The 18,769-nt window shown below is 48.3% G+C and carries 13 protein-coding genes; 9 read left to right on the plus strand and 4 right to left on the minus strand.

The window, feature by feature from the left end:
- The first annotated feature begins 6 nt into the window (after positions 1-6).
- From KJW29_RS02635 to KJW29_RS02645, 3 genes are read left to right on the plus strand one after another with little or no spacing between them, the layout of a single operon-like run.
- Positions 7-573 (plus strand): acyltransferase, encoded by a 567-nt coding sequence (locus tag KJW29_RS02635; protein ID WP_214628651.1) that lies wholly within the window; start codon positions 7-9, stop codon positions 571-573.
- Between the two features lie 27 nt (positions 574-600).
- Complete coding sequence (locus tag KJW29_RS02640) at positions 601-1,776, plus strand: glycoside hydrolase family 88 protein (RefSeq protein WP_214628652.1); 1,176 nt, start codon at positions 601-603, stop codon at positions 1,774-1,776.
- Positions 1,773-3,350: a lipopolysaccharide biosynthesis protein gene (locus KJW29_RS02645; RefSeq protein WP_214628653.1), complete on the plus strand. Its 1,578-nt coding sequence runs from the start codon at positions 1,773-1,775 to the stop codon at positions 3,348-3,350. The genes KJW29_RS02640 and KJW29_RS02645 overlap by 4 nt, the downstream gene beginning before the upstream one ends.
- 67 nt (positions 3,351-3,417) lie before the next feature.
- Here the strand turns inward: KJW29_RS02645 and KJW29_RS02650 are convergent, their stop codons facing one another.
- Entirely contained in the window at positions 3,418-4,311 is an 894-nt protein-coding gene (locus tag KJW29_RS02650) for an SP_1767 family glycosyltransferase (protein ID WP_214628654.1), read from the minus strand.
- Positions 4,312-4,544: 233 nt separating this feature from the next.
- On the opposite strand from KJW29_RS02650, the gene KJW29_RS02655 reads away from it, so the two are divergent.
- The gene (locus KJW29_RS02655; protein WP_214628655.1) at positions 4,545-5,660 is read left to right on the plus strand and encodes a glycosyltransferase; all 1,116 of its coding nucleotides are present in this window, start codon (positions 4,545-4,547) and stop codon (positions 5,658-5,660) included.
- A 156-nt stretch (positions 5,661-5,816) separates the two neighbouring features.
- A complete protein-coding gene (locus KJW29_RS02660; RefSeq protein WP_246608792.1) occupies positions 5,817-8,141 on the plus strand; it encodes a helix-turn-helix domain-containing protein in 2,325 nt (774 codons plus the stop codon).
- On the opposite strand, the gene KJW29_RS02665 is transcribed toward KJW29_RS02660, so the two are convergent.
- The 3 genes from KJW29_RS02665 to KJW29_RS02675 are packed head-to-tail and all read right to left on the minus strand — an operon-like array spanning position 8,138 to position 11,665.
- Positions 8,138-9,757, minus strand: coding sequence for an extracellular solute-binding protein (locus KJW29_RS02665; protein ID WP_214628657.1), 1,620 nt, complete (start codon positions 9,755-9,757; stop codon positions 8,138-8,140). The genes KJW29_RS02660 and KJW29_RS02665 overlap by 4 nt on opposite strands.
- A gap of 35 nt (positions 9,758-9,792) precedes the next feature.
- Positions 9,793-10,683 (minus strand): carbohydrate ABC transporter permease, encoded by an 891-nt coding sequence (locus KJW29_RS02670; protein WP_087566680.1) that lies wholly within the window; start codon positions 10,681-10,683, stop codon positions 9,793-9,795.
- Positions 10,684-10,702: 19 nt separating this feature from the next.
- Positions 10,703-11,665, minus strand: a complete 963-nt coding sequence (locus KJW29_RS02675; RefSeq protein WP_246608551.1) for an ABC transporter permease — start codon at positions 11,663-11,665, stop codon at positions 10,703-10,705.
- A gap of 430 nt (positions 11,666-12,095) precedes the next feature.
- Here KJW29_RS02675 and KJW29_RS02680 point away from each other — a divergent pair, with 430 nt between their 5' ends.
- The 4 genes from KJW29_RS02680 to KJW29_RS02695 all read left to right on the plus strand — a co-directional run bounded on the left by KJW29_RS02680 (position 12,096) and on the right by KJW29_RS02695 (position 18,765).
- Positions 12,096-15,698 carry a fibronectin type III domain-containing protein gene (locus tag KJW29_RS02680; RefSeq protein ID WP_214628658.1) on the plus strand — a complete coding sequence of 1,201 codons (3,603 nt, stop codon included), beginning with the start codon at positions 12,096-12,098 and terminating at the stop codon, positions 15,696-15,698.
- 27 nt (positions 15,699-15,725) lie between these two features.
- Complete coding sequence (locus tag KJW29_RS02685; protein WP_214628659.1) at positions 15,726-16,496, plus strand: glucosamine-6-phosphate deaminase; 771 nt, start codon at positions 15,726-15,728, stop codon at positions 16,494-16,496.
- 13 nt (positions 16,497-16,509) lie between these two features.
- Complete coding sequence (locus tag KJW29_RS02690) at positions 16,510-17,511, plus strand: Gfo/Idh/MocA family protein (RefSeq protein WP_214628660.1); 1,002 nt, start codon at positions 16,510-16,512, stop codon at positions 17,509-17,511.
- Between the two features lie 231 nt (positions 17,512-17,742).
- The gene (locus KJW29_RS02695) at positions 17,743-18,765 is read left to right on the plus strand and encodes a Gfo/Idh/MocA family protein (protein WP_246608552.1); all 1,023 of its coding nucleotides are present in this window, start codon (positions 17,743-17,745) and stop codon (positions 18,763-18,765) included.
- The last annotated feature ends 4 nt before the right edge of the window (positions 18,766-18,769 follow it).

The raw sequence follows: 18,769 nt of genomic DNA on the forward strand, positions 1-18,769 counted from the left end.
GTGCAGATGAGCAAGAAGCTATTGCATTTTGTTCGTGCGAGATGGCGGAAATGGCTGCTTGAGGAACTGTGGATGGAGGATTACATCCGGGCTGGGATGAAGGTGGGCGAAGGTTGCTCGATACAGCCGGGCGTCGTTTTCGATTATTCGCATTGCTGGCTCATACGGATCGGCAATCATGTGACAATCGCTCCCGAAGCTTACTTGCTGGCGCATGATGCAAGCAGCAAACCGGCGGTCGGTTCTACACGGATCGGTACGGTCATAATTGAGGACTACGCTTTCATCGGCGCACGCGCAATCATTATGCCCGGCGTATCCGTCGGAAGAGAAGCGATCGTGGCGGCGGGAAGCGTGGTGACGAAGTCCGTACAGGCGCGAACCATCGTGGCGGGCAACCCGGCAAAGCCGATCGGCAGCGTCGAGGAATACGCAGGGAAGCTCGGCCTGTTGACGGAGACGGCCATCTTCTACGACGTCTCATATACCTTGGGAGGACGGATTACCGCCGGAAAAAAAGAAGAGATGTTCCGCGTTTTGGCTGAGGGCACGAACGCCGGATTTGTCAAATGAAGCAAGCGGAAGGAAGGAGATCCCACTTTGATTCAGTTTTTAGCTCTCGCCGTTGTGGCGCTCTGTTTGGCCGTTGCGCTGATCGACGGCATACCCATTGCACGAGATTGGCTGGGCCGCATTCATATCGGCCGTTACGGCAGCCGCCGGGACTGGAAAGGCGCGATCACGTCAACGGGCATGCGATGGCTGGGGCGGACGCCGACGATTAAGGTGACGGACAATACGCGGCTGATCGTCATCGACATGCTCAAGGGAAACTATAGCCGCAGCGCGATCCAGCATTGGCAAGAAGCCGCTTTATTGTTGGGACTAGCGGAATATAGAAGCTGCGGCGGAGGAGACGAAACCCTCGATCGGAGGGCGAAGCGCTTTTACAAGGAGAAGTTTCGTTCAGATGGTCATTGGCGGGAAACTCCCCAACATGTGGATGCCGGTATTTTGGCTTACGGGGTCATGAAGCTGGCAGGAAACGAGGTCGATCGCTTCAAGCCCGCCCTGGATGAGGTATGGCAGTTGATTCGCACTCATGTCGGGAGCGACGGTACCGTGAAGTACAGGTTGTCGATGCCGCATTATCGTTATGTGGATACGATCGGCTTTATCTGTCCGTTTTTGATCGCCTATGGCACGCGGTATGGGATTCAGGAGTGCGTGGAGCTGGCGGTTCGCCAATTGCGGCAATACGAAAACAACGGCATGCTGGAAGGACATTATATTCCAAGCCATGCCTATCATGTGGAGCAGAGTATGCCTGCCGGTCTGTACGGCTGGGGCAGAGGGCTCGGCTGGTTTGCGATCGGCCTCATCGATGCGTGGTCGGAGCTGCCCGACAACTCGAGCTATAGAGATGAGCTGACTGGCATGGTGAACCGTTACGCGGCTGCCGTGCTTGCCTTCCAGCGCAAGAACGGCAGCTGGAGCTGGTCGGTCAATCGAGAAGAAGCGAGAGCGGACTCCTCCGCAACTGCAACGCTCGGCTGGTTTCTGCATCAAGCGGCTTCTATACCGGAATTGCAGGATCGCTGCAGTAAAGGGGCGGAGCGTGCAGCCGGTTATTTGATGGGGGTGACGCGGCGTGGAGGCGAGGTTGATTTCTCCCAGGGAGATACGAAGGACATCGGCGTATATTCTTCTCTGTTCGGCATACTGCCCTTCACGCAGGGGTTCGCTATCAGGCTTGCTTGCGCCATGAAGTTATGAGAACAAAGCATACGCTGCTTAATATCTCCGCGGGACTTGCCAATCAACTCATCATTACGCTGCTTGGCTTCGTGTCCAGAACGGTGTTCATCCATAGTCTGGGCATCGACTACCTGGGCGTTAATGCCTTGTTTACGAGCGTATTGGCGATGTTGTCGCTTGCAGAGGCGGGAATCGGCTCCAGCATCGTATTCAACTTGTATAAGCCTGTCGCGGAGAAGAATCGCCTGCAGATATTGGCCTTGATGAAGCTATACCGCAATACGTACCGTATCATCGCACTCGTTGTGACGGCGCTGGGACTTGCGGTGCTGCCGTTCCTCGACCTGATCGTCAAGGGAGCCGACGTGCCGCATATCGAGCTTGTTTATCTCATTTTCCTGGTCAATACGGCGGTTCCGTATTTGTTCGTCTATAAGCATTCCTATCTGAACGTCAATCAGAAGAACTATATCGTTACGGCCGTCTTCTCGATTTCGTCCATTATTTCGACGGTTATCCGCATCGCCATTTTGTATTATACGGAAAATTATTTATTGTATCTGGCGGTCGACACGGTCATTACGATCGCGACTTCCATCATTTTGACGGTTATCGTGAACCGAAAGTATCCTTATCTGAAGTTCGGCAAGGCCGATACGCTGGATCCTGAGACCAAACGGAATTTCCTTCGCAATATGAAGGCGATCTTTATCCAAAATGTCGGGTCTTATTTCATATTCGGGGTCGAGAGTATTCTGATCTCAACCTTCATCAGCATTGCCGCGGTGGGGCTGTATGCCAACTATAAGATGCTTATCGATATAAGCCGGACATTCGTCAATCAAATATTCAGCAATATGTATCATAGTGTCGGCAATTTGGTAGCGAAGGAGAGCGCCGACAAAATCTACGAGGTATACAAAGCGACGATGCTGTTGAACTTTTGGTTATATTCGATGCTCGGCATCGGTATGTTTTTGTTGCTGGGGCCTTTCATTCGACAATGGCTGGGAGACTCCTTCTTGTTGTCGGGAGCAGTCGTGCCCGTGCTTGTCGCCGCATTTTATGAACGGGGCATGCGCAATTCCATTACGACGGTAAAGACGACGGCTGGCATCTTTCACGAGGATCGTTACGCGCCTTTGCTGCAGGCAGCCATTAATCTTGGCGCTTGTCTACTGCTGGTGCGCGAGTTGGGACTCGGGGGCATATTTTTAGGAGGGTTGCTTAGCGCCATCGCGGTGCCGTTCTGGACAACGCCCTATCTGGTATACAAAAAGGTGTTTGGGAAACCTCTGCTTCATTATTTCTTAACGTATTTTGCCTATACGGGAGCGGGGTTGTTGGCATTGATCGTCGCTTATACCGTCTGCCAATTATGGGCGACAGACACGATAGCTGCTTTACTGTTGCAGATAGCGGCTTGTTTGATCATTGTAAACTCGTTGTACGTCGTATTGTTCCATCGGACAGAGCCGTTCCGGTACTTGCGCGGGGTTGCAGTCATGCTGCTAATTAAGCTGCATCGATCTGGAAGAGGTTTAATCGGAAGAAAACGTGAACTGCAGACAAATGCAGATCATCGCAATTAGCGCTTTGTGCCAGATATCGGAATAAAGGCCCTTGATCGTTCCATCGGGACGATCAAGGGCTGTACTATTAAATAATAGTGGCGCAGATTTGGTTCCAGTATAAGTTGTCTTTGTCCAGGTTTTCAACGACGACACTACCGTTGGATACTTCATTTACATATTTTCCTTCTATTTTAATTTGGCTTGGTGCTCCGCGCTTCATCCATTCATACTCCAGATCAACGTGTCCGATATCGATTGCCGAATATCCTGCAAGTCCCAGATCATAGGCGAGAACAGTAGCCGTTGGACCTAAAGCGATTAATACAAGCACATTTCTATCGAATTTTTTTATAGTATCAAGAATCTGTTCGTATTTCGAAAAAGCATTTTCAGATGGGCATAATATTCTGGTTATTTTTTCTGTATTGTCAAATAAATCATTCCCGACCCCCAGCCGGCTTTTTTCTCCTTCTACAATTAAGATGGATTTGTCCTGCCAAATGCGTTTCAATAACAAACTATTTTGTTTACTCTTGTCTTTGTCGCGATAAGGTATATAGAACCGACTTATTGCTGTATTCAAGTAGGTACGATTTCGCCTAATAGATCGATACCATTGGAATCTGTAATTGGATAAGTGATCTTGCCAAAATGATTGATTTTCTGCAGTCCGCAAGCTCAACCGTTTCGTTGAAAATACATCAGGTAAACCAATTTCAATTCCCCTCTCGTCGGAGGACAGTATTTGTTTGAGTCTGCTTGCCAGAAGCGGATTAGCTTCCTGGTACCTGATCCCTCCCCCCAATAAACACATTAGCTCGCCATCGCCAAATCGACATACGGCTTTTTTGTCGCGGATGATGGCCAACAGCGATTTTTCTACGGATAATACTTTTGGAGCGGGCCAAATAAACTTCAAAATGAATTGGTTAACTAACTTAAATGAGAAATCAATGATGGCTATAACGGCTTTCTTCATTTTCTTTTCTCCCTTGCGTTTTAGATGGATCGAGGTCTATGTTGCAAATCTATTATAGTTCATTATAACGAACGATTCAATCCTTAGGTCTTAATATAATTCAGTCTATTATTGGGTAATTATTATTTTTATCCTATATTTGTTCTTTATAAGGCACAAAAGTGGAAACCTATGCTATGATGTTATTTAATGAATGTTTTAATTCATAGGTGATGTCTGGAGGTGACAGCCCATTGAGTCTGATTAGCGTCATTATTCCGATTTATAACGCCGAAAGTCAGTTGAGCCAATGTTTGGAATCCGTACTTGGGCAATCGGAGACATCCTTAGAGGTTATTCTGGTCAATGACGGATCGACGGACGGCAGTCTTGCAATATGCCGGCGTTATGCGTCAAAGGATAAGCGCATTCGACTTGTCGACCAAGCGAGGGGTGGTAGCATAGCTGCCAGGCGGAGGGGATTGGAGGTGGCTACCGCTCCGTACGTCACGTTCGTTGACGCTGACGATTGGCTGGCGCCTATGATGCTGGAGAAACTGATGAGGACTGCCCGCAGACACGACGCGGACATCACCGTTTGCAATACGTATAAGGTGCTCGGGAGTTCTGCTCTCTTTAAGCGAATGAATAAGAGTTCTTATTTCCGGGAGGCTGAGACTCTATATTTGGGGGAGACGATCCGTTCAGAACTCGTCATTTCGTTTCTGCATGGACATTCTTTCCCGGCTTTTCTGCATGGGAAGTTATACCGGAGGCAGCTCGCCGCAAGCGGAGGAATACATTTAGACAAACTTCGATTTTTCGGGGACGACCTGTACTATAATCTGGAAATGTTTTTGCTCGCACGTTCAGTAGCTGTAATATCCCAACCCTTGTATTATTACAGAGCAGGCGGATTAACGAGCCGGTACATGCCGGAGCTGCTGCATGATGCGGTTGCCGGCTATCAGATTCAACAGTCGATCATCGAACAGTATTTTGCCATCAATGAGAGAGACCAACATTGCGTCGGGAGCAATCTGATGTTATTGAACACGCTTAGAACCTACTTGCGAAAGATGTTCGAGGGCGGACTGAGCCGTGAAGAACGTTTGGCTTCGATCAAGGAGATGTGTCGGCATCCTGAAGTGATCGATTGTGTCAATCATGAGCCGACCGCCAGATTGTGCAGAATTGATTTTGTTGAGGCAGTACGAAGGCTCGATTATGATTTTTTAGAGAAGGAAGGACGCAGACAATATATTAGAAGCTGGTTGCGAAGCCGAACGATTTTTGTTGTTTCTGTGGTTGGTTCCATGAAGTTATTTTATAATTTTAGCAAGAAAAAAGAAAAGGTGACTTTGTATTAGCTAGTTTCACCTCATAAATCGATTAAGTCAGGCGTGCATAGGGAGCACGCCTTTTCTATTTAGGTTTGGCGGTTTTTAGTCATCATATACGCCTCCGTGTGTGTTAATATAACGTTAATACTGTAAAACGATAAGGTGGTTCGGATTCCCTTGAATGTGAAATCCCGAAAAAACAACGTGTTCAAACGCTTCATGGTTTCTTTTCTATTCATGTTAATCATCCCGATCGTGCTGTCCAGTTTTACCTACTACGAAGCGGTTCAAATCGTAGAGACTCAGTCCCGAGAAGCTAAGCTAAGCATATTGGAACAAGTCCGGGATGTGCTCGATAATCAATGGGCCGATATGGACGAAGCAGCTATTAAACTATCCTTCGATTCACGTCTGATGGGGCTATATCATCTACGAGCGCCGCTTGGCAATTCTCCGGAGCTCTTCGATATTTGGAATTATTATAAAGACTTTCATTCTTCAGCGCTTACAGGCAGCGCATACTCCAATACTTTTTTCGTGGTACTAAAAAATAGCGATCTCGTGTTCTCCAAAGCTCAAATGAGCGACTCATCAAAGGCATTCTATCAAGACGAGTTTCAATACGAAGGCATGTCGTACGAGGAGTGGCGCGAGCTCCTGTACGGTAAGCCGCACTTTCGAGAGATACTTCCTTCAAGGATGGTACGGACGAACGGCGAAGAGAAATCCGGCATCACTTACATGACGTCTCTTCCAATCGGCAAAAACCAAGAGGTGCAAGCCGTGGTTGTATTCGCTGTTGAGGACAAAGATATTTTGAAACTAGTCGGAATCGACGATGCTGATCATACGAACGGCCAGACTTTCGCGATCCTGGATGACAAAGGAGAGGTTGTCACGGCAAGTGCGGATGCGCCTATTCCAGCAGAAATTCGTAATGCGCCTGATCAGAACGGATTTTTGCATGCAAAAATAGGCGGAGAAGATCATCTCTTTATCTATACGCGTTCGGCTTACAACAACTGGATGTACGTTGTGTCTTTGCCGATCGAGCAAGTGATGGGCAATGTCAAATACATCCGCACCATCGCACTGTCCGTCGCAGCAGGGACGCTCATCGTCGGGACGATCATTTCCATGTGGATGGCATATCGGCACTCTAAACCATGGAAAGAAATTGTCGCAGTCCTCAGAGCGTTCTGGGCTAACGACCAGCCGGGCGGCAAGCCCGAGCAGTCTGAGAAGCCTAATGAGGTCGATTATTTACAGACAAGCATTACCCGGTTAATCGATAATAATCAATCGCTGCAACAAATGCTGCAGCGACAAGCGGATACGCTCAAGAACGTTTTCATCGAGCGCCTGTTCAAGGGCGAATTTGAGGACCGCGTACAGATGCATGCTATGCTGGTTCATGCTGGTCTGAAAACGCAAGGGAACGGTTTTGTCATCGTTGTGCTCCATATTTATAAAAATAACGAAATGCTCAATGCAGAGAGTCTGGAAGAGCTAAGCATCCTCCGGGCGTTGATTGAGGGAATCATTGATGATTATCTTCAAGACAGAGGCTACATTCACACCATGCATGAGAATGAGCTCGCCATCTTGGTTCGATCTGACGCTGCGGAAAAAGAAGCCTTTAGAAGCGATCTGCAAGACTTATTCCGTCAAATTAACCGGAATATCAAAGAGCAGTATTTGATCGTACCGATGATTGGCATTGGCAGCATCTACGAAGATCTGCTGGACGTACACTATTCTTACCAAGAAGCGAAGTTGGCTGTCACTAACAGCCATGCAACGGACAGTGATGAGACTGCCATCGCTTGGTATGCCCAGATGGCCCAGGAGCAGACCGGATATTATTATCCGACGGAAACGGAGATTCGTCTAATGAATGTCATTAAGGCGGGAAACTCCACAGAGCTCGGTCACATTTTGCAGCATCTGTACAATGAGAACTTTTTGAACCGAACGTTGTCCATAAGCATGAAGCAGCATCTATACAGCGAGTTGCGGGCTACGGAGCTTAAGCTGGAGGATGAGCTCGGACAGCATGTTCTCGCCGAGGAGAATGATCCTGGTTTCGGACAATACATCACAGGCAACGAGCAAGTGTTGCGAGATATTTTTCTTCAATTCCATTACCTTTGCCGCACGAACGAGCGGAACAAGAAAAGCAGAAATACGCATCTTCTGGATCAAATCATGGCTTACATTAACGATCACTTTCAGAATCCAAACATTAACTTATACGCGATTGCTTCTCATTTTAATTTATCGGAGTCCTACTTGTCCCAGTTTTTCAAAGAGCAATCTGGGGAAACATTCAGTTCATATCTGGAAAATCTCCGCATTTCGCTTGCGTGCCGATTAATAGAACAGGGTTCATTATCCATTGACAATATTGCGGTGCAAGCAGGTTATAATAGCACGCATTCGTTCCGCAGGGCGTTCAAAAGGACGATGGGAGTATCTCCATCGTCCTTTAAGGAAATGAAAGGTTAGCTGTTATTCGCCTTGTTGTAGGCATCCGTACGCAGCTTCACAACTTCCGCCAGTCCGGCTTTGTTCGCAGCGTCCATGAATTTTTTCCAGTCCGCGTCATTGGACGGGTCGAGCGCATCCGTAATGAATTTCAGCCAGTATTCGTCCCGCACACCGTTCAGTGTCGTTTCAAGCCCAAGCAGTTTCTTGCGATCGGCGTCGCTTAATTGGAGGATTGGTTCGATTGGTCCGTAATAGTTAGGCTTGGTTGGGATGACCTCGCTCATCTCCAACTTCGTTTTGTTGAAGGTTTGGTCGAAGTCTTTATAAGGTCTAATAAAACCGCCTAATCCGATTCCCCCGATATTGATGCCGTAGTTCGCCAGTTTGTTGCCCTCCGCCTGAGTAGGCGTGCTCATCGTTGGTAAGAAAGTGGGGGTACCTTCCTTCATTTCGTACGTAACCCCTTCCTTGCCGTACGTATACCAGAGCTGCCCTTCATCCGAAATGGCCCAATTCAAGTAATCAAGCAGACGGTCAACTTTCTCCTGGCTTATACCTTGCTTAATAGCCGGTCCCCAGAAGGAATAATACGATTCTTTTTTGTAGATTGTCTTGTTCGGGTCATTGGTCGGATGGTCGAAATTTTCGACCCACGCCCATTTGACGTCGGGAGCGGCAGTCTTTTGCTGTCCTTCCATAAAGGATGGGTCGTTGATCGTTTGTGCAATGACGTGATTGCCTTGCGCAATCAGTTTGTTCGTCTGGTCGGATGTAGCTGTCGCGAAATCCTTCATTAGTAAGCCATTCGTATACATTTTGTTTAAAAATATAAGAAGGTCGCGGCTTTGGTCGCCAGCAAGCGGATAGGCATAGAATTGTTTGGTCATAGGGTCCACGTAGGAGTTCCAGGTTAGCAGTAGGTCAGGGAATCCGAACATTTGGAAGAACGTGCTGACAGCCCACAGCGGCGACGAAGAATTCCCTGGCGATACGAATGGAATTAGACCCGTTTTGTCTTTAATCGTTGTGAGGGTTTCGATCATTTCATCCGGCGTTTTCGGAAACTCCAATTCATATTTGTCAAATAGATCCTTGCGATATTGCCATGCGTTCTGTACTGGAATCGTCCGCTTGTTAGGTAAGAAATACAGCTTGCCATCGGAGAAGCGCGTCGACTTGAATACAGTATCCCATTCCTCGTCGCTCCAAATTTTCAGGTAGTTAGGAAGTTTTTCCTTGATTTCGTCCATTTCGAACGGGCGTAGATACCCCGCTGACATCCATTCGATCGATTTCCATTGATCTCGGGAGTAGGGGATGAACTCAGGACCGTCTCCAGTGGAGAACAGAAGTGTCGTCTTAGTCGGCCAGTCGTTGCGGCTATAGTCCTCTGCTTTGAAAACAAGGTTGAATTTCTCTTTCAGCATCTTCGCTTCCAAATCATCTATGACATTCGAGGTATCCAATATCGCTCTGGACACGGTAATCGTCAGTTCCTTGTCGTATTTGCCATTGGATGCGGTAGCTTCGGCAGTCGGCGATGTTGGCGGTGCGTCGTTGTTCTTGGCACAGCCGACGACAAGCGAAAGAGACAGGATCAAGGTTAGCGCGAACGTAAATGACTTTCTTTTCATGTTTACTCCCCCTAGGCTTCGTGAGTTATGAATGTTCAACCTTTTAACGAACCAATCATGACGCCTTTGACAAAATATTTTTGAATGAATGGATACAGGATCATCATCGGCCCTATGGACACGAACAGCGTGGCGTATTTTATCGACGTTATATCGGTAGAAGCCATCTCGTTGGCCGATACCTCGCCCGCCTTAATCGATTGCATGAGCAGCTCCGAGCGGATGATGATCGATCTCAAAACCATTTGCAACGGATATTTATCCGTATCTTTCAAGTAAAGCAACGAGGAGAACCAAGCATTCCAATAGTTTACCGCATAGAAGAGGCCGATCGTAACCAACGCCGCCATCGATAAAGGCAGTGTGATGCGGAAGAAAATAACCAAATCGTTGGCTCCGTCTAAGTAAGCGGATTCATTTAATTCTTCAGGAACCGCTTGGAAGTATGACCTCATAATAATAAGATAATACGTCGATACTGCCGTTGGCAAAACAATTGCCCAGATTGTGTCGTACATTCCCAAGTTTTTCACCAGTAAGAAGTTGCTAATCATTCCGCCGTTGAAAAACATCGTGATTAGAATGAACACCATGTAGAATCGTCGCAGCGTCAGCTTTTTTCGCGAAAGGGCGTAAGCGAGCGAAGTCGTTAGCAGCATACTGATGGCGGTTCCCAGCGTCGTATAGATGACGGAATTTAGAAAAGAGTGAGGAACGGTTTGGGCTTCCCAGATGAGAAGGTATGCTTTTAATGTAAAATCAACCGGGAACAACGATACTTTGCCCATGTTGAAAGCTGTCGGGCTGCTCAGAGAAGCGGACAGCACATAAAGAACGGGGTATATCGTTGCGATTAGAACCACAATCATGACAGCATGAACGACGATGTCCAACAATTTAGACGATAGCGATTGATCTCGGATCATTGAATCACCCCCTTTACGTTTAGAATAAGCTGTTGTCTGTCGTTTTCTTAACGAACCAGTTGGCGGTCAGCAGCAGCGCGATATTAATAAGCGAGTTAAAAAATCCAACCGCCGTAGCGAAGCTGTATTCGCCGAACTCAAGGCCGCGCCGGTACACGAATGTGCTGATCACATCCGATACTTCGTATGTGACGGGAGACTGCATGAGCAACACCTTGTCGGCCCCTAGCGACATCATTTTACCAATCTGGAGCAGCAGCATGATCATGACAGTAGGCTGGATAGCAGGCAAAGTAATGTGCCAGATCATCTTTACTCGACTTGCCCCGTCAAGCGAGGCGGACTCATACATATCCGGATTCACGTTCGTCAAGGCGGCCAGGTAGATGATTGCGCCCCATCCGAGCGTCGTCCAGATCTCGGAAAGGATGTATAACGGCCTGAACCATTCCGATATCCCCATGAAGTTGATCGGTTCTATATGGAACACTTTTGTGAGCAGCATATTAAACGGGCCGTCCTGAGGGGAAAGGAACATGAACAGCATCCCGATAATCGCTGGCAATGAGATAAAATGCGGTAAGTAGCTCACCGTCTGTACGAATCGCTTATAGAAGTTTTTTCGTATCTCGTTAAGCAGGATTGCAAACAAGATTTGCAGAGGAAAAACGATCAATAATTCGAGAAGACTGAGTAGCAAGGTATTGCGGATGACCCGCCAAAAATAGATATGCTGAAAAAATGTCTTGAATTGATCGAAACCAACCCAAGTGCTGCCCCACACCCCTTTCATAGGCTGAAAATCTTGAAACGCGATTAGAATGGCATACATCGGTGCATAATTGAAAATCAAATAAAACAGAACCCCGGGCAGCGCTAATAAATGAAGATACTTTGAACGCTCCCACCCTTTTTTGAATGACGATGCCCAGCGGCTCCGCCTCTTGATAGGAGAATTGGTAAGAGGCGCTACTTGATTCAATGCATTCAACTCCTTCTGTTTTATTTTTTGCCTTTGCACTAGATGCACTAGAGGCCGCAAGTCCTTTATGGCGCTTTATAGCGATTTCGGGATTCGCGTTGCATCTCAATTTTTACATGGCATCAGAAGGACGAACAAGGTACATCTCATAAACGGAGTACTATTCATTAGATTTCGAGAAATGAAAGCGCTTTTCTAAGATATTGTACGGTATCCGATGCAAATGGAACTTGTGAACACGCGGATGCCGAAGTAAGATCGGATGCAATGGAGTGGACTGTAATCGTTAATCGTTTATTTGCGATGCGTTTGCACTCTATGTATACTCCTTTAGTTGAAAGGGGGGCGGTAAGATGGAATGAAACGGGGTTTCTTCAGTAATGAAAGGGGTTTCTTCAGTAAGGTATAAACCGTTTGGAGGAGGATCTTAATGAGGAAAAAATCAATAGCTTTGCTAACCGCACTATTGCTTGTTTTGCAGCTCCTTCCATCTTTTCCGGCAATGGCTTCGTCGATCGGCATCAGCAATCTTACCCAGAACAACCTGTGGTACGATCCTATTACCTACGTCGTAGACAACGATCTGCAGACCGGAAAGGAAATGTACGTCAACGATCCCTCCACGACATTTTCCGACATAGGTTCTTATGCCAGTTTATCATTTATTCAAACAAGCGGAGGAACAAATCATAAGAACGAACCGACCAATCCGTTCCTCACGTTCGAGATTGACCAGGATGCCACGATTTATGTGGCCATGCATGCTGATAACGCTTCGACGGATCCGTTCAACTCCGATTACTGGCTGACCCCGCAATATGGTTGGACGTTTACTGGAGATACGATCGAAACCGAAGTCAGAGACGCAGACGGCATCGTCACGACGACAGACATCTACCGCGTCTATTCACGTACCTACAAGGCGGGAACTGTCGCTTTGGGCGGGAACCAGGCTACGGGGCACATTGGTTTTGGTCGGATGTATTCTGTACTCGTCGGACCCGCAGTAGGCACGCCGCTGGATCCGCCTTCGCTGCCGCCAAGCGTAATTCCAGGAACGATTCCCGCTTTCCCCGGGGCAGAAGGCGGCGGCAAATTCGCAACGGGCGGACGCGGCCAGGATGTGTACTATGTCACGAATCTGAACGATTCCGGCCCGGGCTCGTTCCGCGACGCGGTCAGCCAGAGCAACAGAACGATCTTGTTCAAGGTGTCCGGGACGATCGCGCTGGAATCGATGCTCTACGTAACGTCCTCCAATCTGACAATTGCTGGACAAAGCGCGCCAGGGGACGGCATTACTTTCAAGAAGCATTCGGTTGTGTTCCAAGGCGATAACCTGATTGTTCGATATTTGCGCTTCCGAACGGGCGACGAAGCAGGCGTCGACATGGATGGCGTTACAGGTCGGCATCGCAAGCAGATCATTTTCGACCATATTTCGGCGAGCTGGGGAACGGATGAATCATTTTCCTTCTATCAGAACGTCGACTTCACGCTGCAGTATAGTACAATTGGCCCGACAATCGTGAAATCCAACGTGGAGGGCAAAGGATTCCACGGTTATGGCGGAATATGGGGCGGCGATAACGCCACCTTCTACTACAACCTGCTCGCCCATAACGACAGCCGCAATCCACGTTTTTCCGGCAAATCGCAGGACGTGCGCAACAATGTGATTTACGACTGGGGCTATAAGAGTATGTACGGCCAGAGCGGGCAAGGCAACATGGTCAACAATTACTACAAGGCCGGGATCAGTACTCAAAACGAAGATCGAATGGCAGAAACGGATGTGGTTGATCTTAATCCGCCGTATAGTTCAAGCATCGCGCTCACCGGCAACAAGATGGTTCATCGGGACGGCAGCTTGTCCCCCAACAGCGATCCGAACAACTTCGGCGGAATCTATAAGAACCCGCAGATGTTCGTCAGCATCCCGTTCGAAATGCCGAATCCTTCACCGCAAGATAGTGCGGACGTGGCTTACGAGAAGGTGCTGAATTACGCCGGCGCAAGCCTCAAGCGCGATGAAGTCGACCTCGAACTCGTAAACGACGTTATTAACGGAACGGGAAGCGTTATCTATACTGCGAACAATTTATCGGCAGAAGATCAGGCAACCCTTGACGCTAAACATGCGAAGAAAGTAACGCTGCAATGGCCGGTGTTGCAAACGACTGAAGTGCCGGCGGATACGGATGGCGACGGGATGCCGGATGTATGGGAGCTGGAGCATGGATTGGATCCGTACAGTGCGATGGACGGGAATGGCGATTTCACCGGCGACGGATATACGAATCTGGAAAAATATCTGAACGAATTAACGATTGGGACATTTCCGGAAGGTGTCGTTCCAACGGTACCGAAGACTATCGTGAACGGGGCGCCTAGCGATGTGCAAGCACAAGCGTTGGACAGAGATTCGATCCGACTCAAGTGGACGCCTCTGGCAGGAGCAAGCGGGTATCATGTCTATCGGGCAGCCAGCCCCTACGGCTCGTACACAAAGCTGACGACCACGGCGCTAACTGCTTCTACATTCATCAATAACGGATTAACCTCCGGGACCCATTATGCTTATAAAGTGACAGCCGTTACGTCTGGCGGAGAATCCGCCTTGTCGCTGCATGCTGCGGCCACGACGAAAGAATCGTTACAACCGCTTAGCTTTGATTTCAACGATGGAACCAATGGCGATTCTTATTTTGCGCCAGCCGAATGGCCGACGGCCTGGACGATATCGCCTACGCCGAGCAACGCTGACAAAAGCTTAAGTGTCGCGCCTAATGCGATAGGGACGTTCACGTACGACTTCACATCGACAGGAACGACTTCGCATCTCCAGTTCGATTACATGCGCGAGGCGAACTTCGATCTGGATAAACTCCTGATCTATACGGGGACGAACTTCCTTGAGACGGTGTCGGATTCGGTCTACGGATTGCGTTACCGTTTAGGGACGACGTCCGAATACCGCAATCTGATCCCAGGCTTTCAATTGAATCAATGGTATACGATAGCGATCGATCTTGATTTTGCCGCGAATACGGTGACGTTCCGCACCGGGCCAAAAGGTGGGCCGCTGACTATACAGGCGCAGGAATCGTATGCGGGAGCCAGCTCAAACATCAGTGCCATCCGAATCTACAATCAGCGCTCGAGCGGTAACGTATACTTCGATAATGTGATGTCCTGGAATGGGCCGGCCGAACCATCCGGTGTCGCGGTCCAAGCTAGAAGGAATGAAGCCGCACTCAGTTGGAATGCAATAAGCGATGCCGAGACTTACGCGATCTACCGGTCGGAGAACCCGGAAGGACCGTACCGTAAGCTGGAAGTCGGAACGATCACGGATCCCTATTACCGGAATAAAGGGCTGTTATCGGATACGACTTATTACTACAAAATCAGCGCGATTAACGCAGAGGGCGAATCGCCGTTGTCGGCTCCCGTGCAAGTGACCGTTGGCGGCCAATCCTCAGATTTGGTTGTCGATTTCAATGACGGTACAGTAGGTCAGCCGTATTCTGCCTATCCTACCGCCTGGCCGGCGCCTTGGCTGGTTGCCGCAGTGCCAAGCAGCGAGAATCGCAGTTTGAGCGTTGCGAACGGAGCGACGGGCAACTTCGTCTATAACTTCATGGCCGAGGGGGCGACTGCGCGCTTCAGCTTCGACTACATGCGAGAAGCGAATTTTAATGGCGACAAGATTTTATTGTATACCGGGACCAATTTCGTGGAGCTGCAGACGGATACGGCAAACGGTCTGAAATACCGGCTGGGCACGAGCAGCACATATCGCAATCTTCTGCCCGGTTATAGCTTGAACACCTGGTATACGGTAACCATCGAATTCGATTTTACGACCAATACCGTAACGTTCCTAACGGGACCGCAGGGCGGCACGCTGACACAGATGGCTCAAGAATCTTATACGGCAGCCAGTCCCCGAATCAGTGCCTTCCGCGTCTACAGCCAGCGATCGGCAGGCAATGTGTACTTTGATAATTTCGTAGTGAATCGAATTTAATTAGGATACTAAGGGAGGCTTCTTGAAATGGAAGTGAAAGTACTTAACAATGCGGATGAGCTTGGAAAAGCTGCGGCTGCTCATGCAACTGAAATACTGCGAGCTGCGATTAAGGCGCGCGGCAGGGCACGGCTTACGCTTTCCACAGGGGCGTCGCAGTTCGAATTTTTGAAGCATTTCGTCCAAGCGGACTTGGATTGGAGCAAGGTCGAGATGTTTCATTTGGATGAGTACGTAGATTTGCCGGAGACTCATCCGGCCAGCTTCCGAAAGTATTTGAAGGAACGGTTTTTAGCCCATGTCGGTGTCGAGCGTTATGAATTGGTGAACGGCGAAGGCGATGTTCGCCGCAATATCGAGGAGTTAAACGCAAGATTAAACGAAGCGCCGATCGATCTCGCTTTGATCGGCATTGGAGAAAACGCGCATGTCGCATTTAATGATCCGCCGGCTGATTTTAATACAGAGGAGCCTTATTTTATTGTTGATCTTGCCGAGTCCTGCAAACAGCAGCAAGTTGGCGAAGGCTGGTTCGCTTCGAACGACGATGTGCCGAAGCAAGCCATTACAATGAGTATCCGGCAAATTATGAATAGTTCCGTCATCATATCGTGCGTGCCGCATCGGGTGAAAGCGAATGCGATCAAGCTTACGCTAGAGAACGAGCGGATGAATGAAATTCCTTCCACGATTTTGAAAGACCATCCGCAGTGGACTCTTTATCTGGATCAGGAATCAGCATCGGCGTCGTTGGATGCAGGACTCTTATACAAGCTGCTTCAAACAAGTGAACGATAAGAAAGGTGAATCTATGAGATATAGAATAGCGGTTATTGGCGCCGGACAGATAACCGAAGGTCATTTGATGGCAATGAATGAGCTGCAAGATCGATTGAAGCCTGTTGCCATTGCGGATATCAGGATTGATCGGGCTGAACAGCTATCTAAGACGTACGGAATGATTGCGTATGAGGATTATCGTGAAATGGTGCTGAGGGAGAAGCCGGATATCGTTGTCATTACGCTGCCTCATCATTTGCACATGGAAGCAGCGCTCTTTTGCGCCGAAGCAGGCTGTCATATACTGCTTGAGAAACCAATGGCATTAAATGCGAAGCAATGCGATGACATCATGGATGCTGTACAGCATAACAACGTTCGACTGATGGTCGGCCATACGCAGCATTTTCTTGCGGAAAACATGGCGGCAAAGAAGTTCATTAAAAATGAAGCAAAGCGATTAGGACAGCTTGTCATGATGAATGATACGCGCCACAAAGCATACTACAACACGGATCGCCCGGCCTGGTTTCTCGACAAGCAGCGTGCGGGAGGCGGTATCTTGTTTAATTTGGGATCGCACTCTATTGATCGAATGATGTGGCTCGGAAATGCGAGAATCGTGAAAGTTCGAGCATCAATCAGCCATTACGGACCGGCAGGCGATGTTGAGGGCAGCGGGGTTGTTTTCCTTGAGAATGAGTCGGGAGTGCCATCCACTATGGTACAATCGGGTTACGGAGGCGTGCCGAAGAACGAGCTTGAGCTTATTTTTACGGAGGCTATGATGAAAGTCATTCCGGGCAAAGGTGTGTGGCTCAGCCGTAACGGTGTTTACGAACAAATCCCAGTGCCTCGAGAGGATTCCCCCTTTGTCTTGCAATTCCGCGAGTTGCTTGCAAGCATCGAAGGGGAACGCGAACCAGAATGTTCAATGGATTATTCCAGAGATGTCATTGCAGTTCTGGAGGGCATCTATCGATCACATGAGTTAAAAGCCGAAGTGAATATTTCTACGCCAATGCTTTCCTAAGAGCTTGGGCACATTTAGATACTGTTTAATGCAGAATAGGCGCTAGCATTGTTTCGATGGTTCATGAGACCGTCTCACCTTCCGTAGAGTTTGTAGGGGTACAAACACTACACCGAAATGAGCGGTCTTTTTTCTGCCATTTTGTAGATAATCAACAGCTTTGCTCTTAATCGTACGCCCCTCGGGGCAGGATGATATAAACCATACTGAATTGAAAGAGAGGATCTTACCGTGAAAAAACATGTGTTCTCTATCATTGGATGCCAGCATGCCCATATTGATAGATTCATTCAGGAAATGCTGGAGCTTGGCCATGAATGCGCCGGTATTTATGATCCGAATCCTGCTGGAATCGCAGAAACGGTTGCCGATAAATATGGTGTTTCACTTGTTAGCAGCATGGAAGACATGCTCGCTCCTGATATCGATATTGTAGGGTGTGCTGCGATCAACAATCAAAAGATAGACATCGTGGAGATCTGTGAACGTAAAGGCAAGCACATTATGGTTGACAAACCTATTGTCACATGTAGAGGTGATTATCATCGTCTGGAAATGTTGAGTAGAAGGAGAATTATCCAAATTGGCATGCTGTTGACGGAACGCTTCAGCCCGCCGGTCTACACGTTGAAAAAACAAATCGAACGCGGTACGTTCGGAAGGATCGTTAGCATTGGGATGCGCAAGCCGCATCTCCTTTCTTCAAATGAAAGGCCGCATTGGTTTTTTTCGAAAGAACAGTCGGGAGGTATCTTGATAGATCTTCTCATTCATGACTTTGATCTCTTGCGTTGGCTTACAGGAAGTGAGGTTGTAGGCTCTGAAGGCTATCTAGCCAAAAACATTTTGCCAGATCACACCACTTTCTTTGACATGGTTGGTTTGCAGGTGCTATTAGAAAATGGGATAACGGCGCAGCTTTATGCAGATTGGCATACTCCTCTTTCAAGCTGGACATGGGGCGATTGCAGGATTTTCGTTTCAGGTACTGAGGGCAGCGCCGAGCTTCGTTTGACGGGAGATCCTTTTGTTTCCAGGAAGCCTCTTTATATGCACGTCACCAATCAGGAGGCGCCTTCCATTATGGAGGTGGCGACACCGCCCTGCACGATTACCGAGGATTTTTTGAATCGCATCAATGGTAAAAAATCTATTCTAGATGCAGAAGATATTCTCGCTGCTACACTGGCAACAATTGAAGCAGACGAACGGGTTCATGTTATCAATCTTTCTGAACGAGGGCAAGTGCGTTGAAATT

This window comes from Paenibacillus agaridevorans (genome assembly GCF_018604145.1).
GTDB lineage: Bacteria > Bacillota > Bacilli > Paenibacillales > Paenibacillaceae > Pristimantibacillus > Pristimantibacillus agaridevorans.

What these genes read in the sequence shown, in the direction of transcription:
- KJW29_RS02670 (WP_087566680.1), bottom strand. Translation starts at nt 10,683, where the DNA reads ATGATCCGAGATCAATCGCTATCGTCTAAATTGTTGGACATCGTCGTT.
- KJW29_RS02680 (WP_214628658.1), top strand. Translation starts at nt 12,096, where the DNA reads ATGAGGAAAAAATCAATAGCTTTGCTAACCGCACTATTGCTTGTTTTG.
- KJW29_RS02635 (WP_214628651.1), top strand. Translation starts at nt 7, where the DNA reads ATGAGCAAGAAGCTATTGCATTTTGTTCGTGCGAGATGGCGGAAATGG.
- KJW29_RS02665 (WP_214628657.1), bottom strand. Translation starts at nt 9,757, where the DNA reads ATGAAAAGAAAGTCATTTACGTTCGCGCTAACCTTGATCCTGTCTCTT.
- KJW29_RS02685 (WP_214628659.1), top strand. Translation starts at nt 15,726, where the DNA reads ATGGAAGTGAAAGTACTTAACAATGCGGATGAGCTTGGAAAAGCTGCG.
- KJW29_RS02650 (WP_214628654.1), bottom strand. Translation starts at nt 4,311, where the DNA reads ATGAAGAAAGCCGTTATAGCCATCATTGATTTCTCATTTAAGTTAGTT.
- KJW29_RS02690 (WP_214628660.1), top strand. Translation starts at nt 16,510, where the DNA reads ATGAGATATAGAATAGCGGTTATTGGCGCCGGACAGATAACCGAAGGT.
- KJW29_RS02645 (WP_214628653.1), top strand. Translation starts at nt 1,773, where the DNA reads ATGAGAACAAAGCATACGCTGCTTAATATCTCCGCGGGACTTGCCAAT.